Annotated in this window: 25 protein-coding genes and 1 pseudogene; 13 read left to right on the top strand and 13 right to left on the bottom strand. The window is 41.5% G+C overall.

Going from position 1 to position 25,991, the window contains the following annotated elements; genetic code table 11:
- Nucleotides 1-215 precede the first annotated feature (215 nt).
- Nucleotides 216-480: pseudogene (locus ACM0OP_RS00230) on the bottom strand (dihydroorotase); the annotation flags it as partial.
- A 189-nt stretch (nt 481-669) separates the two neighbouring features.
- On the opposite strand from ACM0OP_RS00230, the gene lepB reads away from it, so the two are divergent.
- The 4 genes from lepB (at nt 670) to ACM0OP_RS00210 (ending at nt 5,115) form a co-directional block, all read left to right on the top strand.
- Entirely contained in the window at nt 670-1,320 is a 651-nt protein-coding gene (gene lepB, locus ACM0OP_RS00225; RefSeq protein WP_414526377.1) for a signal peptidase I, read from the top strand.
- Complete coding sequence (locus ACM0OP_RS00220) at nt 1,320-2,120, top strand: MOSC domain-containing protein (protein ID WP_414526376.1); 801 nt, start codon at nt 1,320-1,322, stop codon at nt 2,118-2,120. Before lepB ends, ACM0OP_RS00220 begins: the two co-directional genes overlap by 1 nt.
- Before the next feature lie 89 nt (nt 2,121-2,209).
- Entirely contained in the window at nt 2,210-3,313 is a 1,104-nt protein-coding gene (gene ldpA / locus ACM0OP_RS00215) for a circadian clock protein LdpA (RefSeq protein WP_414526375.1), read from the top strand.
- Nucleotides 3,314-3,378: 65 nt separating this feature from the next.
- The gene (locus ACM0OP_RS00210; RefSeq protein WP_414526374.1) at nt 3,379-5,115 is read left to right on the top strand and encodes a R3H domain-containing nucleic acid-binding protein; all 1,737 of its coding nucleotides are present in this window, start codon (nt 3,379-3,381) and stop codon (nt 5,113-5,115) included.
- Between the two features lie 76 nt (nt 5,116-5,191).
- Here ACM0OP_RS00210 and grpE read toward each other — a convergent pair whose 3' ends face one another.
- The 3 genes from grpE to ACM0OP_RS00195 are packed head-to-tail and all read right to left on the bottom strand — an operon-like array spanning nt 5,192 to nt 6,674.
- On the bottom strand, nt 5,192-5,827 hold the full coding sequence (grpE, locus tag ACM0OP_RS00205) for a nucleotide exchange factor GrpE (protein ID WP_414526373.1): 636 nt from the start codon (nt 5,825-5,827) through the stop codon (nt 5,192-5,194).
- A 37-nt stretch (nt 5,828-5,864) separates the two neighbouring features.
- The gene (locus ACM0OP_RS00200) at nt 5,865-6,356 is read right to left on the bottom strand and encodes a Dps family protein (protein ID WP_193997594.1); all 492 of its coding nucleotides are present in this window, start codon (nt 6,354-6,356) and stop codon (nt 5,865-5,867) included.
- Nucleotides 6,357-6,410: 54 nt separating this feature from the next.
- The gene (locus tag ACM0OP_RS00195; protein ID WP_414526498.1) at nt 6,411-6,674 is read right to left on the bottom strand and encodes a ParB N-terminal domain-containing protein; all 264 of its coding nucleotides are present in this window, start codon (nt 6,672-6,674) and stop codon (nt 6,411-6,413) included.
- A 65-nt stretch (nt 6,675-6,739) separates the two neighbouring features.
- On the opposite strand from ACM0OP_RS00195, the gene ACM0OP_RS00190 reads away from it, so the two are divergent.
- The 4 genes from ACM0OP_RS00190 to ACM0OP_RS00175 all read left to right on the top strand — a co-directional run bounded on the left by ACM0OP_RS00190 (nt 6,740) and on the right by ACM0OP_RS00175 (nt 11,536).
- Complete coding sequence (locus tag ACM0OP_RS00190) at nt 6,740-7,597, top strand: hypothetical protein (protein WP_414526372.1); 858 nt, start codon at nt 6,740-6,742, stop codon at nt 7,595-7,597.
- A gap of 251 nt (nt 7,598-7,848) precedes the next feature.
- Complete coding sequence (locus tag ACM0OP_RS00185; RefSeq protein ID WP_414526371.1) at nt 7,849-10,653, top strand: cation-translocating P-type ATPase; 2,805 nt, start codon at nt 7,849-7,851, stop codon at nt 10,651-10,653.
- Between the two features lie 248 nt (nt 10,654-10,901).
- Nucleotides 10,902-11,123, top strand: a complete 222-nt coding sequence (locus ACM0OP_RS00180) for a hypothetical protein (RefSeq protein ID WP_414526370.1) — start codon at nt 10,902-10,904, stop codon at nt 11,121-11,123.
- Nucleotides 11,123-11,536 carry a type II toxin-antitoxin system VapC family toxin gene (locus ACM0OP_RS00175; protein ID WP_414526369.1) on the top strand — a complete coding sequence of 138 codons (414 nt, stop codon included), beginning with the start codon at nt 11,123-11,125 and terminating at the stop codon, nt 11,534-11,536. Before ACM0OP_RS00180 ends, ACM0OP_RS00175 begins: the two co-directional genes overlap by 1 nt.
- A gap of 205 nt (nt 11,537-11,741) precedes the next feature.
- Here ACM0OP_RS00175 and ACM0OP_RS00170 read toward each other — a convergent pair whose 3' ends face one another.
- A complete protein-coding gene (locus tag ACM0OP_RS00170; protein WP_414526368.1) occupies nt 11,742-12,194 on the bottom strand; it encodes a PIN domain-containing protein in 453 nt (150 codons plus the stop codon).
- The gene (locus tag ACM0OP_RS00165) at nt 12,191-12,475 is read right to left on the bottom strand and encodes a hypothetical protein (protein ID WP_414526367.1); all 285 of its coding nucleotides are present in this window, start codon (nt 12,473-12,475) and stop codon (nt 12,191-12,193) included. Before ACM0OP_RS00165 ends, ACM0OP_RS00170 begins: the two co-directional genes overlap by 4 nt.
- 203 nt (nt 12,476-12,678) lie before the next feature.
- Here ACM0OP_RS00165 and ACM0OP_RS00160 point away from each other — a divergent pair, with 203 nt between their 5' ends.
- A complete protein-coding gene (locus tag ACM0OP_RS00160) occupies nt 12,679-12,870 on the top strand; it encodes a hypothetical protein (RefSeq protein ID WP_414526366.1) in 192 nt (63 codons plus the stop codon).
- Here ACM0OP_RS00160 and ACM0OP_RS00155 read toward each other — a convergent pair.
- On the bottom strand, nt 12,837-13,106 hold the full coding sequence (locus ACM0OP_RS00155) for a hypothetical protein (protein ID WP_414526365.1): 270 nt from the start codon (nt 13,104-13,106) through the stop codon (nt 12,837-12,839). The genes ACM0OP_RS00160 and ACM0OP_RS00155 overlap by 34 nt on opposite strands.
- Entirely contained in the window at nt 13,054-13,398 is a 345-nt protein-coding gene (locus ACM0OP_RS00150) for a DUF6972 family protein (protein ID WP_414526364.1), read from the bottom strand. Before ACM0OP_RS00150 ends, ACM0OP_RS00155 begins: the two co-directional genes overlap by 53 nt.
- A 756-nt stretch (nt 13,399-14,154) precedes the next feature.
- On the opposite strand from ACM0OP_RS00150, the gene ACM0OP_RS00145 reads away from it, so the two are divergent.
- A complete protein-coding gene (locus ACM0OP_RS00145; protein ID WP_414526363.1) occupies nt 14,155-14,907 on the top strand; it encodes a TspO/MBR family protein in 753 nt (250 codons plus the stop codon).
- 107 nt (nt 14,908-15,014) lie between these two features.
- On the opposite strand, the gene yhdJ is transcribed toward ACM0OP_RS00145, so the two are convergent.
- The 3 genes from yhdJ to rimI all read right to left on the bottom strand — a co-directional run bounded on the left by yhdJ (nt 15,015) and on the right by rimI (nt 19,809).
- Entirely contained in the window at nt 15,015-15,908 is an 894-nt protein-coding gene (gene yhdJ / locus ACM0OP_RS00140; RefSeq protein WP_414526362.1) for an adenine-specific DNA-methyltransferase, read from the bottom strand.
- A gap of 104 nt (nt 15,909-16,012) precedes the next feature.
- Nucleotides 16,013-18,484 (bottom strand): ATP-dependent Clp protease ATP-binding subunit, encoded by a 2,472-nt coding sequence (locus tag ACM0OP_RS00135; RefSeq protein WP_414526497.1) that lies wholly within the window; start codon nt 18,482-18,484, stop codon nt 16,013-16,015.
- Nucleotides 18,485-19,182: 698 nt separating this feature from the next.
- Entirely contained in the window at nt 19,183-19,809 is a 627-nt protein-coding gene (rimI, locus tag ACM0OP_RS00130; protein WP_414526361.1) for a ribosomal protein S18-alanine N-acetyltransferase, read from the bottom strand.
- Nucleotides 19,810-20,121: 312 nt separating this feature from the next.
- Here rimI and lysA point away from each other — a divergent pair, with 312 nt between their 5' ends.
- The 3 genes from lysA (at nt 20,122) to ACM0OP_RS00115 (ending at nt 23,399) form a co-directional block, all read left to right on the top strand.
- Nucleotides 20,122-21,537, top strand: coding sequence for a diaminopimelate decarboxylase (gene lysA / locus ACM0OP_RS00125; protein WP_414526360.1), 1,416 nt, complete (start codon nt 20,122-20,124; stop codon nt 21,535-21,537).
- Nucleotides 21,538-21,729: 192 nt separating this feature from the next.
- Nucleotides 21,730-22,653, top strand: coding sequence for a diadenylate cyclase CdaA (gene cdaA, locus ACM0OP_RS00120; protein ID WP_414526359.1), 924 nt, complete (start codon nt 21,730-21,732; stop codon nt 22,651-22,653).
- Complete coding sequence (locus ACM0OP_RS00115; RefSeq protein ID WP_414526358.1) at nt 22,650-23,399, top strand: isoprenyl transferase; 750 nt, start codon at nt 22,650-22,652, stop codon at nt 23,397-23,399. The genes cdaA and ACM0OP_RS00115 overlap by 4 nt, the downstream gene beginning before the upstream one ends.
- A gap of 63 nt (nt 23,400-23,462) precedes the next feature.
- Here the strand turns inward: ACM0OP_RS00115 and ACM0OP_RS00110 are convergent, their stop codons facing one another.
- Together ACM0OP_RS00110 and ACM0OP_RS00105 are read right to left on the bottom strand one after the other, a co-directional pair.
- Nucleotides 23,463-25,355, bottom strand: a complete 1,893-nt coding sequence (locus tag ACM0OP_RS00110; RefSeq protein ID WP_414526357.1) for a hybrid sensor histidine kinase/response regulator — start codon at nt 25,353-25,355, stop codon at nt 23,463-23,465.
- A gap of 19 nt (nt 25,356-25,374) precedes the next feature.
- On the bottom strand, nt 25,375-25,821 hold the full coding sequence (locus ACM0OP_RS00105) for a response regulator (protein WP_414526356.1): 447 nt from the start codon (nt 25,819-25,821) through the stop codon (nt 25,375-25,377).
- Nucleotides 25,822-25,991 lie beyond the last annotated feature (170 nt).

Here is a 25,991-nt window from a genome sequence, read left to right as displayed (position 1 = left end):
AATATCACGTCATAGAAATTATGACGCGATCGCACAACAGCTTGGGACTTACGCAAAATTTAGGTAAGTTTGATAAAAATTGATATGTGTTAGACAAAAGTTAAAGGTTGTCTGCGTACTTCTGTATTTACTTTGCCTTGCTGATAAACAATTTCACCACCGATAATCGTGGGGCGATCGCAATGGTGGATTTATCTGTGCCAGAGTACCAATTGTGTAAACAAATCTTCCTTGTGTTCTAGTCCTGGTTCCCGGAAATGTACCTGGTGATCTATGACTCCCGGCAACAAAGTTAACTCTTGTGCGTCGATTTCTATAGTCGGTGTTACGGGTGATAAGCTGTTGTGCAATTTCAACTATTTGGCGATGGGCAAAGCCCCGCCTGCGGCGATCGCACGTCAGCACATCCCCTACCATTAACTGACCATTCGGGAGAATAATACTAGCGCGGCGAATCAGTAAACTGTGTAGAGATGACATGAGTGAACAGAATTTAGAGAGATACTTATGCTTTTAGGTTAAACTTGATTGCGATCGCCGTCATATATTTTTGCATATCCTCAACAAAAAAATTTCCATCAGGAAATCAGACTTTACTGGTTAAGATTAAAGAATATCGTCTCCCCCAACCAGTTAATTACTGCACTTTTCCCTTATCCCAGTAATTTCATGCCAAATCAAGTGTCTGATAACAACTCTAGTCAACAACCCGATAATTCCTGGCTGGCCGAACTAGCTAGAACAGTAGTCCTTAGTATTGTCCTAGCCCTTGGCATTCGTACCTTTGTAGCAGAGGCTCGCTGGATTCCTTCCGGATCTATGGAACCTACACTCAACGGTACTCCAAACCAGTGGGAGGCAGATAAAATAATTGTGGATAAGCTGAAGTACAGATTTTCTCAACCGCAGAGGGGAGATATTGTCGTTTTTTCACCTACAGAAACACTGCAAAACGAACAATACAACGATGCCTTTATTAAACGTATAGTCGCCTTACCAGGAGAAAAAGTAGAACTCAAGGACGGCAAAGTTTACATTGATAATCAACCCCTGGATGAAGTTACTTACCTGACCCCTGATCAGCAAACAGCCGTTGATGTTTGTACATCAGGCTCACAGCCAGCTTTCTTAGCCCAACCCCAAACTATACCCCCCAACTCATACTTAGTTTTAGGAGATAACCGTAACAGTAGCTACGATAGTCGCTGTTGGGGTGTGGTTCCTCGACAAAACATCATCGGTCGGGCTGTAGTCCGTTTTTGGCCTCTGAATAATATTGGTGGACTAGATAAACCACCGCTACCTCCATCCATAGATTAATGCCACACTTAGCCAAAATTATACTCTACCCGATTAAATCACTAGATGGTGTTGAAGTGGAGCAAGCAAAGATTCTGGCTAGTGGAGCATTAGAATATGACCGCGAATTTGCCATTTTCGATGCACAAGGTAAATTTGTTAATGGGAAGCGCAATAGTAAAATCCATTTAATTAGATCACAGTTTGACATTCTCAATAGAACCATCTCCCTGCAAACTCCTCAGCATGAATCGCCACAAATCTTGCATTTAGATGTAGAACAAGAAGAGATAGCAGCAAGCCTCAGTGTTTTTTTGGGATTTGCTGTAACATTGGGGAAAAATACTGTATTGGGCTTTCCCGATGATCTCAACTCACCAGGGCCAACAGTAATTAGTACCGCTACTTTAACAGAAGTAACTTCCTGGTTCCCTGGTTTGAACGTTGATGATCTGCGTCGCCGTATCCGTGCCAATATAGAAATTGGTGGTGTACCAGCATTTTGGGAAGATCAGCTATTTAATCAACAAGGCGATACAGTCTCTTTGCAATTGGGAGATGTGAGTTTATCTGGAGTCAACCCCTGTCAGCGTTGTATCGTCCCCATCCGCAATCCTGACTCTGGAGAAGCTTACCCCAACTTTCAAAAAATCTTTGTGCAGCAGCGACAAGCAACTTTACCAGACTGGGTAGACTCATCGTACTTTAATCATTTTTATCGCTTGGGTGTGAATACACGATTAAGACCATCAGAAACTGGAAAAATTTTGCAAGTTGGTAACAAAGTTAACATAATTCCTCAGCCCAGACCATCAGCCTAGTGGTGTATCGCCGATTGAAAATATGCACAAGTATTAATTTTCCCTATGAGAAACTAGTATTTTTAGTTTGGTAAACGCATAATAGAAATGTGACTGATTTATTAGCCCCTCTACAATCCTTGAAAGCAGGCCACTGGTTTAAACTGATCTGCGGAGCCAGCTTCCAACATCTGCCGTCGGTGAGAAGTTTAGCATTAGCCTACACATTGGCAGGTGCTGACTGTATAGATGTGGCAGCTGATCCAGCAGTGATAGCCGCAGCCCAGGAAGGGTTACAAGCAGCTAAGGATTTGCTTAATGATGCGAAAGAACGAGGTTATGTCTATCAAGGTAGCTTACCTTTATTGATGGTCAGCTTGAATGATGGAGAAGATCCCCATTTTCGCAAAGCAGAGTTTAACTCTAGTGAATGTCCTAGAGATTGCCCTAGACCCTGTGAAACCATTTGCCCAGCACAAGCAATCGTATTTAACCCTAGAGATTTTTCGGGAGTGGAAGCCGAAAAGTGCTACGGCTGTGGACGTTGCATACCTGTTTGTCCTTATGGTAAAATTTATACAAAATCATATATTTCTACCCCTTGTGCGATCGCCCCATTGGTTATGTCAAAGGTAATAGATGCTGTAGAAATTCATACAAAAGTCGGACATTTGGCAAAATTTCGGGAACTATGGCAAGTAATTTTACCTTGGGCTGACCAACTAAAGGTGTTAGCTATTAGCTGCCCTGACGGTGAGGGTATGATTGACTACCTAAAAGCAATTATTGAAATAATTACTCCATTGCGTAGTACCTTAATTTGGCAGACAGATGGCCGTCCTATGAGTGGTGATATTGGGGATGGTACTACTTTAGCAACGGTGAAATTAGGGCAAAAAGTTTTGACAGCTCAGTTACCAGGATATGTGCAATTAGCAGGTGGCACTAATAGCTACACTGTTGCTAAGTTAAAGGCAATGGAACTATTAAAAGGTTGTGAATACCACCCTCAGCACTATGTCTCTGGAATCGCTTACGGTAGCTATGCCCGTGTGCTGCTGTCACCAATTCTCGATCAGTTAGAGAATCAGGAGGTGAGTTTAACTAGTATGAAGGCGAAAGTGCGCCTGGAAGCAGAACCCGAATTACTCTGGCCAGCAGTGCAGCTTGCCCATTCTCTGGTTTCCCAAATCAAGTCACAGCAGGAGCGCTAACCCCTCGTTCACTTCGGCTGCGCGAGCGTGTAAACGTTATCTCTACAAACGTCACCATAGAAAGCATGACGATTAAAGAAGACCTTCAAAAGTTATTGGACATTTTGCCCCAAGACCTGCGACAAGCACTAGAGAATCATCCCCAAATAGATAGTTTAGTAGAAGTGGTCTTGGATCTAGGTCGTTTCCCAGAGGCTCGGTTTCCTAATCAAGCTGAGTATCTGAGCGAAAAACCTGTCACTCAAGCACAAATTGATGATTGCATTCAGCGTGTTGGAACTTTTAGCGGAGATAATCGAGCTGGCATTGAGCTAACTTTACATCGGATCAGCGCTATCCGTAACCGGAGTGGTCGGATTATTGGCTTGACCTGTCGCGTGGGTCGGGCAATATTTGGCACAATTGGTATGATTCGTGATTTGGTGGAAACCGGTAAATCAATTCTGATGCTGGGGCGGCCAGGTGTTGGTAAAACTACTGCTTTACGAGAAATTGCCCGTGTTTTGGCTGATGATTTTCATAAGCGTGTAGTTATTATTGATACTTCCAACGAAATTGCCGGAGATGGTGATGTGCCTCACCCAGCTATTGGTCGGGCGCGGCGGATGCAAGTTGGCACTCCAGAACTGCAACATCAGGTGATGATTGAGGCGGTGGAAAACCATATGCCAGAAGTGATTGTCATTGATGAAATTGGCACGGAATTAGAAGCTTTAGCGGCACGTACCATTGCTGAACGGGGTGTCCAGTTGGTTGGTACTGCCCACGGGAACCAAATCGAAAACTTGATTAAAAACCCGACTCTTTCCGATTTGGTTGGGGGTATTCAGGCTGTAACTTTAGGGGATGAGGAAGCTAGGAGGCGAGGCAGTCAAAAGACGGTTTTGGAACGGAAAGCTCCCCCGACTTTTGAAATTGCTGTGGAAATGTTGGAACGTCAGCGCTGGGTAATACATGAAAGTGTGGCTGATACGGTAGATACTCTGCTGAGAGGTCGTCAACCCAATCCACAAACTAGAACTGTTGATGACCAAGGTAAAGTGGCGATTACACGACAGTTATCTGTAGTCAATGGTCGTGGTGGGGAAGTTCCCCCCAGTGAACCATCTTTGACACCAGCCCGTCCTATGAATGGTTGGCGTTCATCAGGACAAATGGTAGCATTGCCTCCTTTGTCTTTGGAGCGGGAGCGGGTGACTGGACGTAGTGAGTTTGACCGCTTGCTGGATGAATCTTTTAATTACTCTGAGGCTATTGATGTTGAGATTAGTAGACACGCGGGACCAAATGGTGAAGATTTACCCTTACACATTTATCCTTATGGTGTCAGTCGCCATCAATTAGAACAGGTGATTGGTGTGCTAACTTTACCAGTGGTATTGACAAAAGATATTGATACTGCGGATGCTATTTTAGCTCTGCGATCGCACGTCAAAAACCACGCTAAATTAAGGCAAATGGCTAAAGCCCGTCATGTGCCAATTCATATCATTAAGTCTAGTACAATTCCCCAAATTACCCGTGGGTTAAGACGGTTGCTGAACATTGAAGATCCGGACATGACTGATGACCGAGAACTGCAATTATTTCTGCACCGTGGCACTGATGATGAGATGGATGCTCTGGAAGAAGCCAGACTTGCTGTGGAGCAGATTGTGATTCCCAAAGGCCAGCCGGTCGAGTTATTACCCCGTTCTTCCCAAGTCCGTAAAATGCAGCATGAGTTGGTAGAACACTATCGACTCAAATCTGATAGTTTTGGCGAAGAACCAAATCGGCGTTTGCGGATTTATCCAGCTTAGTTAGGGACTGGGGACTGGGGACTGGGGACTGGGTATATAGTTCAAATCTTTTCCTCCACTCCCTGCTCCCTGTTTCCTAAACTGGACTGACTTTGGCGCGATACAGTAGCTTTTCCCCTTGTAGATAGCCTGTGTAACGGACTTTCACTGTTTCACCTGGTTCTGCTGTTCCTGCCATTAATTGGTGGATTTGAGGATCATAAGGTACTTCTGCTCCTACTGGTGCGATCGCTTGTATTCCCCAATCCTGTAATAATCTTTCTAAGGGTTTCTGCACCAAAGGCACAATTTTAATGGCTGCTAACTGAGGATTTTCCGTAGCTTTCTGGGCTGCTGTCGGCCATTGTAATAATAAAGATTCCAGTAATTGTAAACTCGACTGCTGGAATTGTTGTTTTAATATTTCTTGTTGTTGTGCTAATTGCAGTTGCGATCGCTGGTACTCTATTTTTAACTCTGCAATTTCTCGTTCTTTGGGGAGTGCTGAGTGGGGAGTGCTGAGTATTGAAAAAGTTTCTATTAATTCACTCAATGAAATCTTTAACACTTGCGATAACTTCAGCAGCACATCCACCCGCATCTGTTCTAGTTTCCCTTGTCGCAACCGCAAAATTTGACGTTCTGAAACACCAGCATCACGACTCAAAGCTTTAAAACTACAAATATTTACACGTTGCATCAGATTTTGCAACTTCTCAGTGTCATTAGTCATTGGAAAGTTTATTCTCCCCTGCTCCCTGCTCCCTTTTTTATTCTTCCAATAAACTTCTCAACATCCAAGCAGTTTTTTCGTGGACTTGCATCCGTTGAGTTAATAAATCGGCAGTGGGTTCGTCATTGACTTCTTCCAATAGAGGAAAAATAGAACGTGCAGTTCTCACTACTGCTTCTTGTCCTTCCACCAACAAGCTAATCATTTCTTTAGCCTTGGGAACTCCGGGAGTTTCGGGAATTGAACTGAGTTTCGCATATTCGCTGTAGGTTCCCGGTGCATAGTGTCCCAGCGCTCTGATTCTTTCGGCAATTAAATCAACCGCTAAAGCTAGTTCTGTATACTGAGTCTCAAACATTAAATGCAAAGTTTGGAACATCGGCCCTGTAACGTTCCAATGAAAATTATGTGTTTTAAGATACAAAGTATAGGTGTCAGCCAATAGGCGAGATAGCCCCTCGGCAATTTTCGCCCTACTTGCATCGTCAATACCGATATTTACATTTTTGGCCGTTGCTTGAGGTGACATATTTTTCTCCTAATTGGTTATATGTTTGAGAAATTTCATATCTAACATCTATTATCACGCTAAATGCATCTTGAGGACGCTAAGTGGAGCTTTACGAACTCTGGCGATAATTGTTTCTTTGCCTAAACGCTGACAAGCTTCATAACGGTGGCAACCAGAAAAGCCATAATACTGTCCTTCTACTTCTAGGACATCAATGGGTTCTTGCTGACCAATAGCTGCTATCGATTCCATTAAGGCTTGGACTTTATTGGCATCGTTGACACGGGGTAAAGGCCGTTTAATTTGATTCAAGGGAATTTCTTCAACTCTCATGATCAGGAATTTACTGAACTCGTTTGTTTTGTGTCATCTTTAAATCATAATCGTTATGTGAATTATATATGAAACCAAGCGAAGATTGGCTTAGAGCAATAAATGAAAAATTTCGTAGTGAAGATGTACCACCTAAAGCAAGACCAATCTTGGCTATTTTAGAATATTCAAAGCAATTTAATTGTTCTTGGATATCCCCATCAGATATTGATAAGACAATTGAAACCTGGTTTGATGAAAATACTAAACCTGGTTCTCATAAGATTGGCTCACTGTACAAAGGGACATTCTACTTTGACTCGTGTTTTTGGCAAATTGATATTCCTATTGGAATAGGCTGTTATCCTGTGAAGGCGTTTGATTCTCTGACATTAATGCCAGACAATTTGAAGAAAGAAATTCAAGCCAAACCTCAAATTTTAAGAGAGTTTATTGCAGTCTGGTTAAACTGTGTAGATTATGCTTATGGATATAACGATATCTTACAATTAAATACGTTTAATGAGTTAGCTACGAGTTTTATAAAAAGCGCCCATAAAGAGTTGCAAGCCAAAGTGTCTCTTTTATTGGAGGAAAGTCCTCAAGCAAAAGCCATTGAGACTTCTAGAATGGCAGTAGAAATGTACTTGAAAGCAATCTTAATCATTAAAAACGGTTGGAATGATGAAACTCAAGTAAGAAAAATTGGTCATGACTTAGATAAGGCAGTCGAGCAATGTATAAAACTAGCAAATAATCAACACTTAGAAATTTTAAAAGATAAATTAAATTTCTTTCCACCAATAAGTGAACGTTACAAAGCTAAAGAATGGAAAACATCTGAATTATGGTTTGGATATAGTATCGCTCAATATATTGCAACTACTTTCACTAGAATGTTTTCTGATAGAGATAACAGAAATAAAATTTTCTCAGGTAATTTATGAAACGCGACATGAATTTATTAAATCAATTGGAATCAATTTTGGTGCGTTACGTCGCGTATATAATTTAATGTATAGTTTATGATATTTTCGCGCTCCTAACGCACCCTACATACTACTTAGTGAGGGGATACGCAACTTATTCAAGTTAACCTCACACTGCCGCTCCATCCTCTCAGACAGATGAAAAGGTATGGACTCAGCATCTAGGCTATGAAAACAGGATTGGTGCTGACAGTAGGAACGGGTATAAGATGAACTCAAATTTTCATATTTGGAAGTTGACACCTACAGATGTTTACAAGACTCTCACAACTACTCCCCAAGGTATCAGCGAGGCTGAAGCCAATTTAAGATTAAAACAATCCGGTTACAACGAACTACCCGAACCGCAAACACGCCCTTTAATTCTCCGTTTTACCGATCAGTTAACCCATTTTATGGCGTTACTGTTGTGGGTAGCGGGAATTTTAGCTTTTATTTCCCACACAGCAGAATTAGGTTGGGCAATTTGGGCTGTGATTTGGATTAATGCTATTTTTAGCTTTTGGCAGGAGTTTCAAGCCGAAAAAGCTTTAGCCGCCTTAAAAAAAATCTTACCTTCCCAAGCCAAAGTTTATCGGGATGGAAAATTGTCTGTAATTCCTACCCGTGAGTTAGTTAGCGGAGATGTGATGCAGTTAGAAGAGGGCGACAAAATCTCTGCTGATGCCAGAATTGTGGAAAGTCAGTCTTTATATGTAGATGTCTCTATACTTACAGGGGAATCTTTGCCAGTTCCCCGGATTTGCGAACCTGTTACCGCAGAAAATATCCATGCTTCTGAAGCGAGTAATTTAGTATTTGCAGGTTCTACTGTGGCGGCTGGTCGGGGACTGGCGGTAGTCTATGCAACAGGTACTCATACAGAATTTGGTCAAGTAGCACATCTGACAGCCCATGTGAAGCGGGAAGCCAGCACTTTAGAAGTGCAGATTTCCAGAGTCGTTCACATCATTACCATCATTGCTTTAAGTATGGGTGTGGTGATATTTTTACTCACTAAGTTGCTGGTAGGAATGGGACTAAGAGAAAGTTTCATTTTTGCTATTGGCATTATTGTGGCATTTGTCCCCGAAGGCTTATTACCTACTGTGAGTCTAGCCTTAGCAATTGGTGTGAAGCGCATGGCTACCCAAAATGCTTTGGTGCGTCGTCTGTCTGCGGTGGAAACTCTGAGTGCAGTCACTGTTATTTGCACCGACAAAACAGGGACTTTGACTAAAAATGAAATGACTGTCCGCCAATTGTGGATTCCCAATACTCTGATTAACGTAACTGGGGTGGGTTATGAACCCAAGGGAGAAGTGGAAATTCCTTCTCCTGAATATGAGTCTCAGGTGCAGCTAATGTTGGCTGGTGCGGCACTTTGTTCAAATGCGCGGTTAAATCATCCACTTAATTCTAATCAATGGCAAGAAGTGGGTGATCCTACGGAAGCGGCTTTATTAGTGGCAGCAATTAAGGCTGGGTTGAAGTTGGAGGAGTTGCAACAGCAAGCACCCAGAATTAGAGAAATACCTTTTGATTCCCAGCGCCGGATGATGACGGTTTTGTTAGAAGGGCATTTGCAGTTGGATAATACTGTAAATTCCCAGTATCTAATTTTTACCAAGGGTGCAACTTTAGATGTATTGCAACATTCGCGGTATTTATGGTCTGGAGGAGAACAGCTAGAACTGACACCAACTCAGCGAGAGGAAGTGCTGGCGGCTAATGATCAATTGGCTAGTCTTGGTTATCGTGTATTAGGGGTGGCAACCAGTCAAGGTGGGGCGGAGTTAAACCCAGAAGATAATAATTTATTAGAACAGGACTTGACTTTTTTGGGGTTGGTGGCGATGATTGACCCACCACGTCCAGAAGTTGCCGATGCGATCGCCCTTTGTCATCGTGCAGGTATTCAAGTTACCATGATTACAGGTGATTATGGGTTAACAGCAAATGCGATCGCGCAACGTATTGGTTTAGTCAACGGCAAAGCTAGAATCATCACCGGAGAACAATTAGGACATCTTTCTGATACTCAATTGCGGCAAATACTCCACAAGCATAAAACTGGGTTAGTATTTGCCAGAGTCATACCAGAACAGAAACTCAGGTTAGTGGAAGCATATAAAACCCTTGGTCATGTCGTTGCTGTAACTGGTGATGGTGTCAACGATGCTCCTGCTTTACGCGCTGCTAATATTGGGATTGCAATGGGAATTAGCGGTACAGACGTTGCCCGTGAAGCTGCGGATATTGTTTTGATAGATGATAATTTTGCGACTATCGTTTCAGCAATTGAACAGGGTCGGGCAGTATATCAAAATATCCGCAAGTTCATGACTTATATTCTCGCTTCTAATATGGCTGAGTTTATACCTTTTCTAGCAATGGTGTTTCTCAAGATACCTCCAGCCTTAGTAATATTGCAGATATTAGCCATTGACTTAGGTACAGATATGCTCCCCGCACTGGCATTAGGTGCAGAAAAACCAGAAACTGGTTCAATGGAGTTACCTCCGCGCAAAAAATCTCAACCACTGTTAGATTTACCCTTGCTGCTGCGTGCTTACTGCTTTCTAGGACTACTGGAAGGATTGGCAGGTATGACAGGATTTTTCTTAGTTTGGTGGACTCATGGTTATAATATTACCCAATTGCAAGCCTTCACCCCCAGTATTATTTCTCACTCAGCTAATGCTGCCACAATGGCTATTTATCATCAAGCCACAACAATGACTTTAGCTGTAATTGTGGCTTGTCAAGATGGTAATGTTTTTGCTTGTCGTTCCGAACGGGTGTCAATTTTCCGCTTGGGATTTTTTAGCAACCCCTTCATTTGGGTAGGAATTGCTGTGGAATGGGTTCTGATTCTGGCAATTATTTACTCTCCTACCCTACAAAAAATCTTCTCAACTGCACCTTTAAAGCCATTTCATTGGCTGATATTATTGATTTGTCCGCCGTTGATCTTGATGGCTGACGAATTGCGAAAGCGAATTATTGTGCAAGTCCACCGGGAAGGAACTTGAGAATTGAGAAAGATGATTTTGAATGATGGGATAGTTTGGGGTAAGCTAGGCGATCGCCCTCACAAAAATTAACTTGACAATTATAAATAAGTATGTAATTTGATTAATGCGATCGCACAATCTCCACCAATGCAAGCAACCGCCATGCTTTGGAAATCTAAGGTTTAGAGCGACTGCTTGAAGGTTAACTGAGAGAGATGTTCTGCGCTTATGTATGATTGAGATAAAACAAACTCAAATATCTGCTCATGACATTACAAGAATTGCAAAAACAAGTCTTGAAATTACCAATGAGTCAACGCTGGCTATTGGTACAAACTTTATTAGAATCAATCCAAAAAGAAACTCAACCAGTCTCAAACAAGGGTAATTTATCCCGACTGCGTGGTATTGCTAAAGGTACAGACATATCAAGTAATGAAAATATTGTTGCAGATTATGTCAGTTATTTAACTGAGAAATACCAGTGATGCGAGTTTTTATTGATACGAATGTTGTTCTTGATTTTTTACTTGAACGAGAGCCTTTTGTGGAAGATGCAGTCAAGTTATTTGCAAAAATTGATGCTGGTGAAATTACAGGGTTTATTGCTGCTACCACAATTACTAATATTTATTATATTATTCGTAAAGCCGCAGGTGTAAAAGTTGCTGAAGATGCAATATCACAAATTCTCTCAGATTTACACATTTGTGCGGTTGATAAAAATGTTTTAGAACAAGCAATATCTTTAAATTTTAAAGATTTTGAGGATGCTGTGCAGTACGCTTGTGCGATGATATCTACGGTAGATGTGATTGTAACTCGTGATGTGTCTGGATTTGTAGGTTCAGAAATTCCAGTGATGTTAGCTGGGGATTTATGTAATATTTCTAGCGAGTGAAAAGGTATTTCTAACAGATGCGATATATTCGGTAAGCTAGGCGATCGCCCGCACAAAAATTAACTTGACAAATATAAAGAAGTATGGATATTAGGTGCGGTTAGGCGAGCAGCTACGCTGGGCGGTTACGCCATCGCACAATCTCCACCAATGTAACCAACCGCCATGCTTTGGAAATCCGAGGTTTAGAGCGACTGGTTGAAGGTCAACTTGGGGGGATGTTCTGCCAAAGTTCGGCGGTGATAAACCTCGATAGATGCCCGACATTAGTTGTCGCAATTACTACATCTGAAACTTCTAGAGTCATGGCTTGAGCCACCAGAATCATATCACCGTCAATCGTTTTATCACCTGCGGTTGGTTGCCCTCGCTGACGAGCTTTTGCCCAAAGTTGTGCAGATTGACGTATTGCAAGCGTTGTAATTGGCAAATATTCAATTAATTTGGCTAAATCATCCAAACGAGCAATGCCTTTTGTTTTGTTTGCTCGCAACAACTCACGGCGAACTTCGTAGTCTGCAATTTCTGGAATGATAATGCGACTTCCTGAACTGAGGTGAAGTTGGAGCCACTGAGTACAAGCAACACTCTGAGGGGACAGTTTTGGATTGGTGATCAGTCCGAGGGGTCCTGTATCTAATACTATGGCTCGGTTCACCAAGTAATCCCTTTCATTTCAAGTGGGAATAACTTACGTTCAGACAGCCGATCCTCGTCTAATGCATTAATGAGGTAATGGCCTGTTTCTTGCTGTTCTTCAACATCCTCATCATCAAGCCAAGACTGAAGTATATTAACCGATTCAGCTCGCTTTTGTTTTAACAAAATAGAGTCTGCCAAAACTTGCAATGTCACCGCCTCAACCGAAAGTCCTTGTTTGCTAGCTTCTTGCAAAAGATATTGCTCTAATTCTGGTGGTAGGTTAAGGGTTAGGGTCATAAGCCTTTTGGAAGATATAAATTCTATTTTAAAGTAATGAAAGAGATAGCTACGGTAAGGTATGCGATCGCACAATCTCCACCAATGCAACCAACCCCCATGCTTTGGAAATCCAAGGTTTAGAGCGACTGGTTGAAGGTTAACTGAGAGAGATGTTTTGCGCTTATGTATGATTGAGATAAAACAAACTCAAATATCTGCTCATGACATTACAAGAATTGCAAAAACAAGTCTTGAAATTACCAATGAGTCAACGTTGGCTATTGGTACAAACTTTATTAGAATCAATCCAACAAGAAACTCAACCAGTCTCAAACAAGGGTAATTTATCCCGACTGTGTGGTATTGCTAAAGGTACACTTCACAATAATTCCGTAGCTAAAAGCCTACCTTGAACTGGTTCATACTCATCTTCAAGTAACCATAACTTAGCAGTTTCATAATTATTACTAGAAAATATCACCTTATCGCCCTGTTTTGGATCAGAAATTTGACAGTTTCCCTCACTGTCGCAAAGTAATAAAAGAATATATGGAGGTGATAACATCGGATCAATCCATACTTCAGTAAATTCCCAGTTATTCTTTACTCGGTCTTGTGCGTGGGATGACGTGGTATTGGTTGTCTGCATTGATTTTCATCTCGCCATAGTAAAGTGGAATACGGCTACCATCTGGACTAATTCTATAACCTATTGGTTCAGTAAAAAACATTCCATAACGTTCATATTCTCGAATGCTGCCGATAAACTCGCCTTCTTCTATTATGCCCTGAGCAACTTGATTCATGGTATTTTCATCATTAAATACATGAGCGGCAATTCCTTTTTTCAGAAGTCTTTGCATTTGGGGTGTTCCTGGTAGATGCTTGGCAATGTGTCTAGCGTCAAGGGTAATTTGACGATTAATTAGTTTCGAGTTCATTTAATTTTTACAGCTTAACTTGACATAACCAACTTACTGACGTGTAGATATGCGGCAAAATAGTATACATGGGAGAATACCGTTATCATAGGTAGTGATATTACTATTGGAATGTCAAAAAGTATGACGTACGTTACCGCTTCAATTGAAGCAGCAAATTGAAAAACTTAATAGGCAAATGGATTTTTACGGTGGATATAGTGGATTTATAGCCCTTGTGATGGCCTCTATTGCCTGCGGATTTCTTCTGTCTGGTTTCGGAATGGTTATTTAAGGAATGCAAGTAAACTGGTTCTTGACAGTCTTTTGGCTATTAACTTTCATTGTGAGTATTAGTTTATTTATTAAAAAAAAGTTTTTTAAATAAAATTAATTTTTTTATGTTTATTCAATAAACATCAGTTCAGTCAAGGCTGGCAATTTGCACAAACTTTATTACAATCAATTAATGCTAATATTTTCAAGTAATGTAAAACCAACAAAGGCTGACGAATACGATTACCAGATTAATATATTCCTATGTAATCATCCTACCATGAATCAATTTTATTCGCGCTTGTTTTCGTACATTTTTATATCAGTATGAATAAAAATACTATCACCATTTATTTAAATTAAACAGATTTTTATATCGCTCTATGAGATAAATTTCAACTTCATTTCTTGTCACAACTGCAAAAAGCTATTTTTTAACCATCCCACTATTATATAATGAATTATTGTTGATGATTATAAACTACTTGGAACCTATTAATTATGAACCAAGCCAACAATACTGGAATACTGGAAAAGTTTGTCAATACAGTAATGGGGGTGAAACCTGGTAAAGAACAACTTCCTAATGCATCAGCAGCTACCACACAAGAACTAGATATCAATGCAGTTTTAGTTTACAAACTAGGAACTGTCCTACAAATAGGAGTGATGATTCTTGTGTTGCTGGGAATGGAAAAATTAATCATGTTCATTGATAATAATTCTGCCTTTCCTAGTTGGTTCAGCACTGTATTGACTGCATTATTTTTTGCTGTCTTAAGTATCCGTTCCCGAATTTTTTCACTTTTAGATAATACCCGTTCTCGTACAACTTATGACCAAGTAATTAGACCCAGGTGGTCTCCTCCACCTTTAGCATTTCCCATCGTTTGGATGATAATTGCAGTTTTGCGCGTAATTTCTTCAGTATTGATTTGGCAAGCAATGAATCACCAATTTTTGGTATTACCTTTAATTCTGTTTGTGGTACATCTGGCTTTAGGTGATACTTGGAATACGATTTTTACTGTAGAACGGAGATTAGGCGCTGCTGTTCCTGTAGTGATTTTAGGCCCTTGGTTATCTGCTCTAGTGGTGACAGCAATATATTGGCAAACAGTTCCTTTAGCGGGAATGATTTTATCTTTTTCTTGTGTTTGGCTAACTGTAGCTACTGCATTGGTATTTAAAATTTGGCAATTAAATGGCTCTGAACCATTGTATCCTTTAAAACTTGCACCTGTGGAGAAATAAATACTCAAATACTAGTATAGGAAAACCCCGAAAAATGTCAGTTGTTTTTTGGGTACGATACATCAAAAATGGTAGAGAAAAATTTAATTCTCTATCATTTAATTAAATCATGCTTTACTATTTGCATCAAAAAGACTCCCTTCTATAAAATCTAAATCAATTTCTTTACCATATCTATGTTTTACCTGATGATTTTTCTGCGGTGGTAAAAGTTCCTCTCCGTGATATTCGAGTAATTCTAAAACCCTTCTCAAACCAATTTTTAAATATTCTTCTTGTAGTTCAATACTGATAGATTTTCTCCCTAAGCGTTTAGCCACCGCAGCAGTTGTAAAGGTTCCTGCAAAGGGATCTAGTATTAAACTTCCTTTATTACTACTGGCTAAAATAATTCTTTCTAGTAAGGATTCTGGTTTTTGTGAAGGATGGTTTTCGTATTCGTCCATGCGATATCTCACACGGGGAAAATACCAAGCATTACCGGGGACTTTTTCTGTATTATAAGGAATAGGTACAGATTTTCTATAATCTATTAATTTACGTTGTGCGCCTGTTTTAGCTTCAATTTTGATATCATCGGCATTAAAAATATAATTGTTTTTATTTTTTATACAATGAAGAATAGGTTCATACATGGAACCAAAGTATTTTTTGGCTTGTACTCCCGAACTATCATAATGCCATATTATGCGACTGAGAATAGTTAAATTTTTCCGCAAGTAAATGTCAAAATAAGGCATTGTTTGGGTGCTTGTCATGAGATAAATTGTGCCATTTGGTTTGAGAATGCGAATACACTCATCTAGCCATTGATATGACCAATTTAGATATTCTGCGTCTGATTCCCATTTATCATGAAAATTACTAAATTTTTTGCCTATGTTATAGGGAGGATCGATAAAAATTAAATCTACTGATTCTGAAGAAATATACTTTGATAAAGTCGTAATAGTATCACCGTGAAAAATGGTATGCTGTTGATTCTCATAGCGCTCAATCATTAATCCTTTTCCTCCTCTCTGCGTCTCTGCGCCTCTGCGTGACACAAAAAAAACGGTAGAGAACCGAAATTCCCTCCCGTTTATTTAAAGTTGACAAATTTTAACTAAGATTCAATGCCTTGAGACATTAATTCCCGACGTTGCTGAGAACTAACTTGAACAACGCCATTTTCATCAACATCAACTAAGGCTGTATCGCCATCTTTGATGCGCCCAGAGAGAATTTCTTCTGCTAGGCTATCTTCTAATAAGCGCATAATCGCTCGACGTAACGGCCTTGCACCGTAGCTGGGACTGTAACCTTCTTCAATCAGGCGATCTTTGAAGCGATCGCTAACCTCTAAAGTGATACCCTTCTCAGTTAGACGACCAAATACTTCCTTGAGCATGATGTCAGCAATTTGTGTGACTTCTGCTTTGTTCAACTGACGGAAGACGATAATTTCATCTAGTCGGTTGAGGAACTCAGGACGGAAGTATTGTTTCAGTTCTTCGTTGACCAAAGAGCGAATACGGTTGTATTGAGTTTCGGTAGCATCATCGGCAAATTCAAAGCCGATACCGCCGCCGCCTTTTTCAATTACTTTAGAACCAATGTTAGATGTCAAAATCAGCAAGGTGTTCTTAAAGTCTACCGTGCGACCTTTAGCATCAGTTAAGCGACCGTCTTCTAAAATTTGCAGCAGCATATTGAAGACATCGGGGTGAGCTTTTTCGATTTCGTCGAATAGCACCACTGTATAGGGTCGCCGTCTGACAGCTTCAGTTAATTGACCGCCTTCGTTATATCCGACATAACCAGGAGGCGAACCAATCAGTTTACTAACTGTGTGGCGTTCCATATATTCCGACATATCCAGGCGGATCATTGCTTCTTCGGAACCAAAGAAGTAAGAAGCCAAGGACTTCGCTAATTCGGTTTTACCTACACCAGTGGGACCGGAGAAGACAAAACTAGCGATGGGTCGATTCGGATTTTTCAAACCGACACGAGCGCGACGAATTGCTCTGGACACTGCTTTCACAGCGTCTTCCTGACCGATTAAGCGCTGATGCAAGGTGTCTTCCATGTGCAACAGCTTTTCGGATTCTGATTCGGTGAGTTTATTCACCGGTACGCCTGTCCAGGAAGCGACGATGTGAGCAATGTCCTCTTCGCCAACTACAGGTTCTTCACCTTCTGTGCCGGTGGCGGTGGTTTTACTTTGAGCGATCGCCCGGATTTCGGCTTTGATTTCCATTTCGCGATCGCGCAGTTCGCCAGCTTTATCAAAGTCTTGTCCGCGTACAGCGTCGTCTTTTTCTTTTAAGATTTGACGTAGTTCTTTGTCTAACTCTTTGGCTGCTGGTGGCAATTGGGAGTTAATCAAACGTACCCTAGAACCAGCTTCATCAATTAAATCGATGGCTTTGTCTGGAAGGTAGCGATCGCTGATGTAACGGTCAGACAATTTCGCCGCCGCTACAAGAGCTTCATCAGAGATTTTTAGCTTGTGGTGTTGCTCGTAGCGTTCGCGCAATCCATGCAAGATTTCAATAGTTTCATCAACTGACGGTTCACCGACCATTACTGGCTGGAAGCGTCGCTCAAGGGCTGCATCTCGCTCGATGTGCTTGCGGTACTCATCTAGAGTTGTGGCTCCAATACACTGCAACTCGCCTCTAGCCAAAGCTGGCTTGAGGATATTTGCTGCGTCAATGGCTCCTTCCGCCGCACCTGCACCAATCAGGGTGTGTACCTCGTCAATCACCAGAATGACATTACCTGCCGAGCGGATTTCATCCATGATTTTTTTGAGGCGTTCTTCAAATTCACCCCGGTACTTGGTTCCTGCTACTAGCAAGCCAATATCTAGAGTGACTACGCGCTTATCTTCCAGGATATCGGGGATATCTTTGTTGGCAATTCGCGATGCTAAACCTTCAGCGATCGCTGTTTTACCAACCCCTGGTTCACCAATCAATACTGGATTATTTTTAGTCCGGCGACCCAGAATTTGGATCACTCGTTCAATTTCTTTGGCGCGTCCTACAACTGGGTCTAGCTTGTTGTCTACCGCCATTTGGGTTAGGTTCGAGCCAAATTCATCCAAGGTTGGAGTTTTGGTGCGTCCCGATGGTCCTGTGGCTGAAACTTCTGCTGTTTCTCCCAGCATACGGATAACTTGGGTGCGGACTTTAGATAAATCCACCCCTAGATTTTCTAGCACCCTGGCTGCCACACCTTCCCCTTCCCGGATCAGGCCCAACAGCAGATGCTCGGTGCCAATGTAGTTATGCCCCAATTGGCGCGCTTCTTCCAAGGATAGTTCTAAAACTCGCTTTGCCCGTGGGGTAAACGGAATTTCCACGGCTACAAAGCCCGAACCTCGGCCTATGATTTTTTCTACCTCAATGCGGGCATCTTTAAGATTGACACCCATTGATTTCAACACTTTGGCCGCAACTCCTGTACCTTCCCCAATCAGACCCAAGAGGATCTGTTCGGTTCCAACGAAGTTGTGACCTAAGCGGCGGGCCTCTTCTTGGGCCAGCATGATTACCTTAATGGCTTTTTCTGTGAAGCGTTCAAACATGGCATTTTTCCCATCACCTGCGTCGTGCCGGTATGCTGATTTTAGCACAGGCTCTGCTTTTGGATGCCTGTATAAAGATTATAGGCTACCAAAAAGTTTCGCCGAATGTGATGGCGTAATTATTAACTATGTATGACTTTTTTTTTAGCTGCTATACTGAGGGGCTTGAGTTTACCAGTGTTTTTGGCTTTGACGACTATATAGCACGCTATTTTGGTTAATTATTTTGTTAACCATTTACAAAAAACCAGTAATAACATATTCCCTGATACTTAGTCAAGAATATGTAAACTCAAATTACTTTTATTAAAGTTAGTTTATTAATTGATTAAATATTTAAATAAAAAGTTGGGTGAAAACCTAAATTTTTTTTCATTAATGTGATCTTGATAGCAGCCTGGGGAAAGAGGCAGGGGAGTAGCGAGCAGGGAGCAAGGGGGAAATGTATTTTCAATGACGATAAGAGGCAGGGGAGCAGGGCGCAGGCTTGCCCTGAGCGCAGTCGTTTGCGTAGCATCCCGAAGGGTAGGGGAGCAGGGAGTAAGGGAGAAGGATTTTTAATTCCCCTGCCAACAGGGATACAAGCCCCTGCATTTATGTATGCCAAACATCAAAATATTTATTATGCCTACGGCACGCTGCGCGAACGAGACGCGCAAGTGCGAAAAATAATGCGTCCTTTTCCCAAGCCCCTGTATTTATGCATGGGGTTCTCCTCCCTGCACCCCGCCCCCTGCCCCTTGTCCTCTTGCTTGACCAATATTTACTCTGAACCCAAGGGCTAATGACCAATGACCAATAGCCTGGAAGCGATCGCTAATTGTCATCCGCCACTTTTCCAAAGAATCCGCAAGTTGAGCAGATTGTAAATCCGATAGCCACAGCAACAGTGCATCCTCGCCATTATCTTGGTAATAACCTTTACGCCGTCCCGCTATTCGGAAGCCAAATTTTTGATATAAAGATATAGCGGCTAAATTAGAAGCCCGAACTTCTAAGGTGGCTTGTTCTAAACCGCGATCTCTCGCCCTCTCCAATAAAGAATATAGTAAAACCTGTCCTAAACCTTGACGGTGATATTGGGGATCAACCGCCAAAATTGTGATATGGGCTTCATCTAAAATCGCCCAAAAACAACCCATTCCTAGCAATTTTGAAGGATGAACCGGGGAAAATAAGCCCAATAATTCACTATTAGGACTATTTAACTCCCTTTGATAGCCCTCCAGAGTCCACAAACCGCCAAAACAAATTTGGTCTAGTTCCAAGATGTTACTAAGATGCTCTGAAGTTAGGGATTGCAGCTTTAAATCTAATGATGTCACGTTTTTGGAGAATGGGTTTTATCGAGTAAGCAGGGGTGCAGGCTACGCTGTACACACAAGTCGGGAATTGTTTTTTTTGCCATAAGACCCCACCCCACCCCGCCAGAGAGGGCTACCGTGTACACAGAAGTCGAAAATTATGATGCTGAATCCATATTCCGCCAGGAACTTTAGTTCCTGGCGAATAACAAAAGTCTACTAAAGTAGACTAGATTCAGTTTTTCCTTTTTTAGGTAAACTGAGAATCGGGACATTCAGCCACACCACGCCCAAACAAATTTCAACTTTGAGCAAGGACAATTTATAAAAATTATGGTATCGACTCAAGCCGCTAGCATTCAAGATGCTGGTAGTCAATATTTATCTCAACAACCCAACTCCAACGGCAATATTTCCCCCAACCAGGAACTTTTACCCATAACTGCTAAAGTTAATAGTCAAGATACTCTGGAAATAGGTGGGTGTGATGTCACAACTCTAGTAGAGCAGTTTGGTTCACCTTTGTATATTTTAGATGAAGCAACCCTACGTTTAGCTTGCCAGCAATATAGGGAAACATTTAAAGAATATTACCAGGGAGAATCTCAAGTATTATACGCCTCAAAAGCCTGGAATTGTTTAGCGGTTTGTGCGATCGCCGCTTCGGAAGGTTTGGGAATAGATGTAGTTTCAGGAGGAGAACTGTACACAGCTCTCAAGGCTGGTGTTAGTCCTGATAAACTCTACCTCCACGGTAATAATAAATCAGCAGAAGAACTACTATTAGCTATCGAATCCGGTAGCACCATTGTGGCGGATAACTGGCAAGAGCTACATACCTTGGTGAAGATAGCACAAGCAGAAGGGAAAAAATCTGCTCCTATGCGGGTGATGCTGCGCTTAACACCAGGAATTGAATGTCATACCCACGAATACATCCGCACCGGACATTTAGACAGTAAGTTTGGTTTTGATCCCAATGATTTAGACGAAGTATTTACCTTTGTCAGTCAGCAACCTAGCTTAAACTGCATCGGGTTACACGCTCACATTGGTTCCCAAATTTTTGAACGCCAACCCCATCAAGATTTAGCTGCTGTTATGGTGCAGTGGTTAAAAAAAGCGGCAAATTACGGTTTAAGCATTACCGAATTAAACGTTGGTGGTGGTTTAGGCATTAGGTACACCGAATCGGATGATCCCCCCAGTATTGCAGAATGGGTCAAGGCTATTTGTGAAGTCATTCAAACAGCTTGTAAAGCCGAAAATCTGCCTTTGCCAAAATTGTTGTGTGAACCGGGGCGATCGCTAATTGCCACAGCCTGCATCACGGCCTATACTATGGGATCATCGAAAGTTGTACCAGAAATTCGTACCTATGTATCAGTTGACGGCGGTATGTCTGATAATCCCAGACCAATTACTTACCAGTCAGTTTATCGGACAGTAGTAGCTAACAAAATGTCTGCGCCTTTAACTGAAACAGTAACAGTTGCTGGTAAGCATTGCGAATCAGGGGATATTTTGATTAAAAATGCCCAACTGCCAAAAACTGAACCAGGGGATATACTCGTAGTTATGGGGACTGGTGCTTACAATTACAGTATGTCATCCAACTATAATCGCTTACCCCGCCCAGCAGCTGTTCTAGTGGCAAATGGCGAAGCAAATTTAATTTTGCGCCGTGAAACATATCAGGACTTGATTAGACAAGATTGTTTACCAGATAGACTCAACGTGCAGAAGTAAGCAATTGCAAACAGTTAACAGTTAACAGTTAACAGGCGTATGTGAAAAGTTGAAACCCGCCACCAAAGTTTTCCACTAATTGGTGTGGTCTTTCACTAGTTATAAAACTGATAACTAATAACTGTTGACTGATAACTGATAACTAGGGAAATGACAGAATATTAAGGGAGAACAACGATTAATCCAGATGTCATGAGAGATTCACCGAAGCAATGGCTGACAAACCTGGGATGGTCGCAGTCCTTGCTGCTTGGGACTCTGGATATCTTCTTGGTGTTAGCGCTGACGTATATGATACTAGTTATTATTAGTGAGCGGCGAACACTTTGGATGGTGCGGGGTTTTATTATCTTAATGCTAGCCTCGGCACTAAGTGGCAGGATAGGTTTACCACTGCTAAATTTTGTTCTGGAAAAGTTAGTGATTGGCTGCGCTGTAGCTATGGCTGTTGCCCTCCAGTCGGAGTTTCGCCGATTTCTAGAGCAAGTGGGACGTGGTGAATTTCAGCAATTATTCAAACCATCTAGTTTAACAATCCCCAAGTCTGATAGTGTAATTGATGAAATTGTGGATGCGGTCAAAGAACTTTCCAAAAATCGTATTGGAGCTTTGCTGATTTTAGAAACAACCGGTCCGATTCATGAGCGGGATTTTTCCGTACCGGGGGTGAAGCTGAATGCTGATGTTTCTAAAGAACTTATACAGACAATTTTTCAGCCAAAAACTTTACTGCATGATGGGGCAACCTTGATCCGTGGCTCGCGGATTGTTTCATCAGGTATAATTTTACCACTGTCAGGACGCACTGCCTCACGCCAGTTAGGAACACGCCATCGGGCGGCAATGGGAATTACTGAGCGTGTCGAAAATTGTATCTGTGTGGTTGTATCAGAAGAAACTGGTTCTATCTCCTTGGCGGAACGAGGAAATCTGAATAGACCACTGACGATTAGGACATTGAAAGAGTCTTTGGAGGCTCAATTATCCACCACTGTAGATCGGGAAGCTGTTGCTCCTAGTCTGTTGGGTTTCGGTCGTCAGATGGGTCAAAAGGCAACATTAATGGTTTCACGTTTACTCGGATTGGCATCCACCGCTTCTCGAAATAAAAAATGACAGCACAAAAAACTGAATTACAATTTTTACCCTCTGACTTAAAACGGGAACTACTGCCAAAACACGTTGCAGTGATTATGGATGGGAATGGTCGATGGGCTAAACGTCAAGGTTTACCCAGAATTATGGGACATAAGCGAGGCGTGGATGCGCTGAAGGATTTGCTACGCTGTTGCAAAGATTGGGGTATTCAGGCACTCACGGCTTATGCTTTTTCCACTGAAAATTGGAAAAGACCCCAGGAAGAGGTGGATTTTTTGATGACTTTGTTTCAAAGAGTTCTCCGTCAAGAATTACGGGAAATGGTGAAGGAGAATGTGCAAATCCAGTTTGTGGGTAATTTGGATGATTTGCCGCGATCGCTGCAAGCAGAAATCTCCCGCTCAATGGCAGAAACCAGAGATAATCAAGCTATCCGCTTTACTGTAGCCACTAATTATGGCGGTAGGCAAGAAATTTTACAAGCCTGTCGGGCGATCGCCCACAAAGTACAACAAGGTGTCATTCAGCCCAATGACATCGATGAGCATTTATTTGAGCGTCATCTGTATACAGCTGGAATTACTGACCCCGATTTATTAATCCGTACCAGTGGCGAAATGCGACTTTCCAATTTCCTACTGTGGCAAATGGCTTATGGGGAAATTTATATCACCGATACTCTCTGGCCAGATTTTGACCGACAGGAATTTTACCGTGCTTTGTCTGCCTACCAGCAACGAGAGCGCAGGTTTGGAAAAGTCTAGCTCTGCGGAATCATGACTAAACCATGCAAAATTTGGCGTTGGTGATTTCAAATATGAATTAGGCTATTGATTACTGTGAATAGTGCTAATAGCTTGCAATAACTGATGAGCGGTGTATGGTTTCCCTAGAAAAGCCTTAACTCCAAGATTATGAACTGCGTTTACTTTTTCGTTGGTATTTAGACCACTAACGGCAATAATTTTGACCTTTGGGTTAATTTTTTGTAATGTCTTAATGGTGGTTATACCATCCATACAGGGCATCACCATGTCGGTTAAAACAAGAGATATTTGATGTTGATTCTCGACATATAAAGCTATGGCTTCAATCCCATCACTGGCTGTGATGGCTTGGTAATTATGGTTTTCTAGTGATGTTTTGGTAATTTCTCTAATAGCAGGTTCATCATCTACCACTAAAATCAATTCTCCATTACCTTGGGGCAAAGTTTGTTCTATTTCTTCTCTAGTTTCTATGAGATTTTGGGCTGGCAAATAAACTTGAAATTGACTACCATTTTTGAGTTTGCTGTATACTTTCACAAAACCGCCGTGGCTTTTAATAATGCCAATAACTGTGGAAAGTCCTAAACCAGTGCCTTTACCTGTGGCTTTAGTTGTAAAAAATGGCTCAAAAATTCGATCTAGTATTTCTGGGTTAATCCCTATGCCTGTATCACTGACAGTAATGACTATATAAGAACCAATTTCAGCATCAATGTTCATTTTTGCATAGTTTTCATCTATTAAGAGATTTTCGGCTAAAATTGTTAATTTCCCACCGTCAGGCATGGCATCACGGGCGTTAACACACAAGTTCATTAATACTTGATGTAATTGTGTAGCATCACCGGAGACAGTCCACAAATGGGGAGGAATTTGGGTAATAACTTGTATTGATCTGGGAAATGTTTCTTTAATAATTTGCTGAATTTCTATGATTAAATGTTTTAATTGTAAAACTGTATGCTCTCCTTCTAGTCCCCGCGTAAATGATAATACTTGATTAACTAAACTGGCTCCACGTTTAGCATTGGAGATTAAAATTGGCAACAGTCTCCGAGAGCGTTCATCGTGCATTTGCGACTCTAGAAGCTGCGCTGTCATCATAATTGGTGCTAAAACATTGTTAAGATCATGGGCAATACCACTGGCTAGAGTACCAATACTTTCTAATCTTTGCGCTCTGAGAAATTGCGATTCTAGTTGTTTTTTTTCGGTGATGTTTGTGTTAACAACTAGGATTGAGCGAGGTGTATTACCGAAGTTGGGAACTAATGTCCAACGACTTTCTACAATGATTTCTTGGCCGGATTTGGTGATTTGATGTAATTCTCCTTCCCATGCACCATTTCGGATAAGATGATCAAATGCTTTTTGTAGTAGAAGTTGATTAGTTTCATGCCATAATTCTTGTGTTTTTTTACCAATCGCTTCTGCTTTTTTCCATCCGTATAAATTCTCGGCGGCTTGGTTCCAAAATAAAACAGGGTCATCTATATCATGGACAAAAATGGCATCGGTGGCGATGTCGAGGAGTGCAGCTTGTTGACGGATTTTTAGTTCTGTTTGTTTACGTTCTAAAGCGTAACGGATGGAACGTTCTAATAAGGGTGCTGTGAGTTGGCTTTTTTCTAGGTAATCGGCTGCGCCGGCTTTCATAGCTTCTAGGTCTATTTCTCTATCTCCCTGACCGGTGAGCAAGATGATGGGGGAGGCGCAACCTGTGGCGATCGCCTGACGCAATAACTTTAGTCCATTATCAATTCCTAAACGATAGTCTACGAGATAGATATCATGATTGTTTTGGGCGATCGCATCCTCTGCATCTGGATAATTATCTACCCATGACAAGTCGCAGCCAGCTACCTGAAATTCCCTAAACCAATCACGAGTTAACAGATAATCGTCTTCATCATCATCAACTAACAAAACTCTGATTGGCTTGTTATTCATCTTTCCTCCCTCCCAGTCCTTATAGTGGCAGTTGTACTATTTCAAACCAGTATTTTCCTATGTTTTTGATAATTTCCACCAAAGCGATAAAGGACACTGGCTTAGTAATAAATGAATTTGCACCTAAATCATAACTATGGTGTATGTCTTGTTGATCGTCGGAACTAGACAGTACGATTACAGGAATACTCCGCAGTTTGGGATCTGTTTTAATATCTTGTAGCACTTCCCAACCACTTTTTTTAGGCATATTTAAATCTAATAAAATTAATCCTGGACGAGGGGCTTGACTTTGATCAGTGTATAAGCCCCGATTATGCAAATAATCTAGTAACTCTTCACCATTATTGACAATATGTAAATCGATAGGCAATTGACTTTCTGCTAATGCTTCCCGAACTAATACACCGTCATCTTCATCATCATCAGCCATTAATATGGTGATAGTTGCTTGGCTACCTTGCACCCTGAAATGTCTCCTCTTCCCTACAGAAGTCCAAAAGTATAAATAATTAAATAGCAATATCTTCCTAAAGATATAGCAACTGCCAAGTAGGTTAGGAGATCAACTGATTATAAAAGTTAGACATCGAAAGGCTTTTACCCTACTCCCCACTCCCCAGGTATATCTCTTAA

The sequence above is a fragment of the Nodularia chucula CCY0103 genome, assembly GCF_963923915.1.
Lineage (GTDB): Bacteria > Cyanobacteriota > Cyanobacteriia > Cyanobacteriales > Nostocaceae > Nodularia > Nodularia chucula.
The sequence above is the reverse complement of the archived record's forward strand: the minus strand, read 5'-3'. Positions and strand labels throughout refer to the sequence as shown.

Excerpts from the sequence above, each read along its gene's own strand:
- ACM0OP_RS00110 (WP_414526357.1), bottom strand. The coding sequence starts at position 25,355 with ATGAATAACAAGCCAATCAGAGTTTTGTTAGTTGATGATGATGAAGAC.
- lepB (WP_414526377.1), top strand. The coding sequence starts at position 670 with ATGCCAAATCAAGTGTCTGATAACAACTCTAGTCAACAACCCGATAAT.
- ACM0OP_RS00200 (WP_193997594.1), bottom strand. The coding sequence starts at position 6,356 with ATGTCACCTCAAGCAACGGCCAAAAATGTAAATATCGGTATTGACGAT.
- ACM0OP_RS00115 (WP_414526358.1), top strand. The coding sequence starts at position 22,650 with ATGACAGCACAAAAAACTGAATTACAATTTTTACCCTCTGACTTAAAA.
- ACM0OP_RS00145 (WP_414526363.1), top strand. The coding sequence starts at position 14,155 with ATGAACCAAGCCAACAATACTGGAATACTGGAAAAGTTTGTCAATACA.
- ACM0OP_RS00150 (WP_414526364.1), bottom strand. The coding sequence starts at position 13,398 with ATGAACTCGAAACTAATTAATCGTCAAATTACCCTTGACGCTAGACAC.
- ACM0OP_RS00135 (WP_414526497.1), bottom strand. The coding sequence starts at position 18,484 with ATGTTTGAACGCTTCACAGAAAAAGCCATTAAGGTAATCATGCTGGCC.
- ACM0OP_RS00220 (WP_414526376.1), top strand. The coding sequence starts at position 1,320 with ATGCCACACTTAGCCAAAATTATACTCTACCCGATTAAATCACTAGAT.
- ACM0OP_RS00160 (WP_414526366.1), top strand. The coding sequence starts at position 12,679 with ATGACATTACAAGAATTGCAAAAACAAGTCTTGAAATTACCAATGAGT.
- ACM0OP_RS00185 (WP_414526371.1), top strand. The coding sequence starts at position 7,849 with ATGAACTCAAATTTTCATATTTGGAAGTTGACACCTACAGATGTTTAC.
- ACM0OP_RS00155 (WP_414526365.1), bottom strand. The coding sequence starts at position 13,106 with ATGCAGACAACCAATACCACGTCATCCCACGCACAAGACCGAGTAAAG.
- ACM0OP_RS00180 (WP_414526370.1), top strand. The coding sequence starts at position 10,902 with ATGACATTACAAGAATTGCAAAAACAAGTCTTGAAATTACCAATGAGT.
- cdaA (WP_414526359.1), top strand. The coding sequence starts at position 21,730 with ATGAGAGATTCACCGAAGCAATGGCTGACAAACCTGGGATGGTCGCAG.
- ACM0OP_RS00210 (WP_414526374.1), top strand. The coding sequence starts at position 3,379 with ATGACGATTAAAGAAGACCTTCAAAAGTTATTGGACATTTTGCCCCAA.
- ACM0OP_RS00165 (WP_414526367.1), bottom strand. The coding sequence starts at position 12,475 with ATGACCCTAACCCTTAACCTACCACCAGAATTAGAGCAATATCTTTTG.
- grpE (WP_414526373.1), bottom strand. The coding sequence starts at position 5,827 with ATGACTAATGACACTGAGAAGTTGCAAAATCTGATGCAACGTGTAAAT.
- lysA (WP_414526360.1), top strand. The coding sequence starts at position 20,122 with ATGGTATCGACTCAAGCCGCTAGCATTCAAGATGCTGGTAGTCAATAT.
- yhdJ (WP_414526362.1), bottom strand. The coding sequence starts at position 15,908 with ATGATTGAGCGCTATGAGAATCAACAGCATACCATTTTTCACGGTGAT.
- ACM0OP_RS00175 (WP_414526369.1), top strand. The coding sequence starts at position 11,123 with ATGCGAGTTTTTATTGATACGAATGTTGTTCTTGATTTTTTACTTGAA.
- ACM0OP_RS00190 (WP_414526372.1), top strand. The coding sequence starts at position 6,740 with ATGAAACCAAGCGAAGATTGGCTTAGAGCAATAAATGAAAAATTTCGT.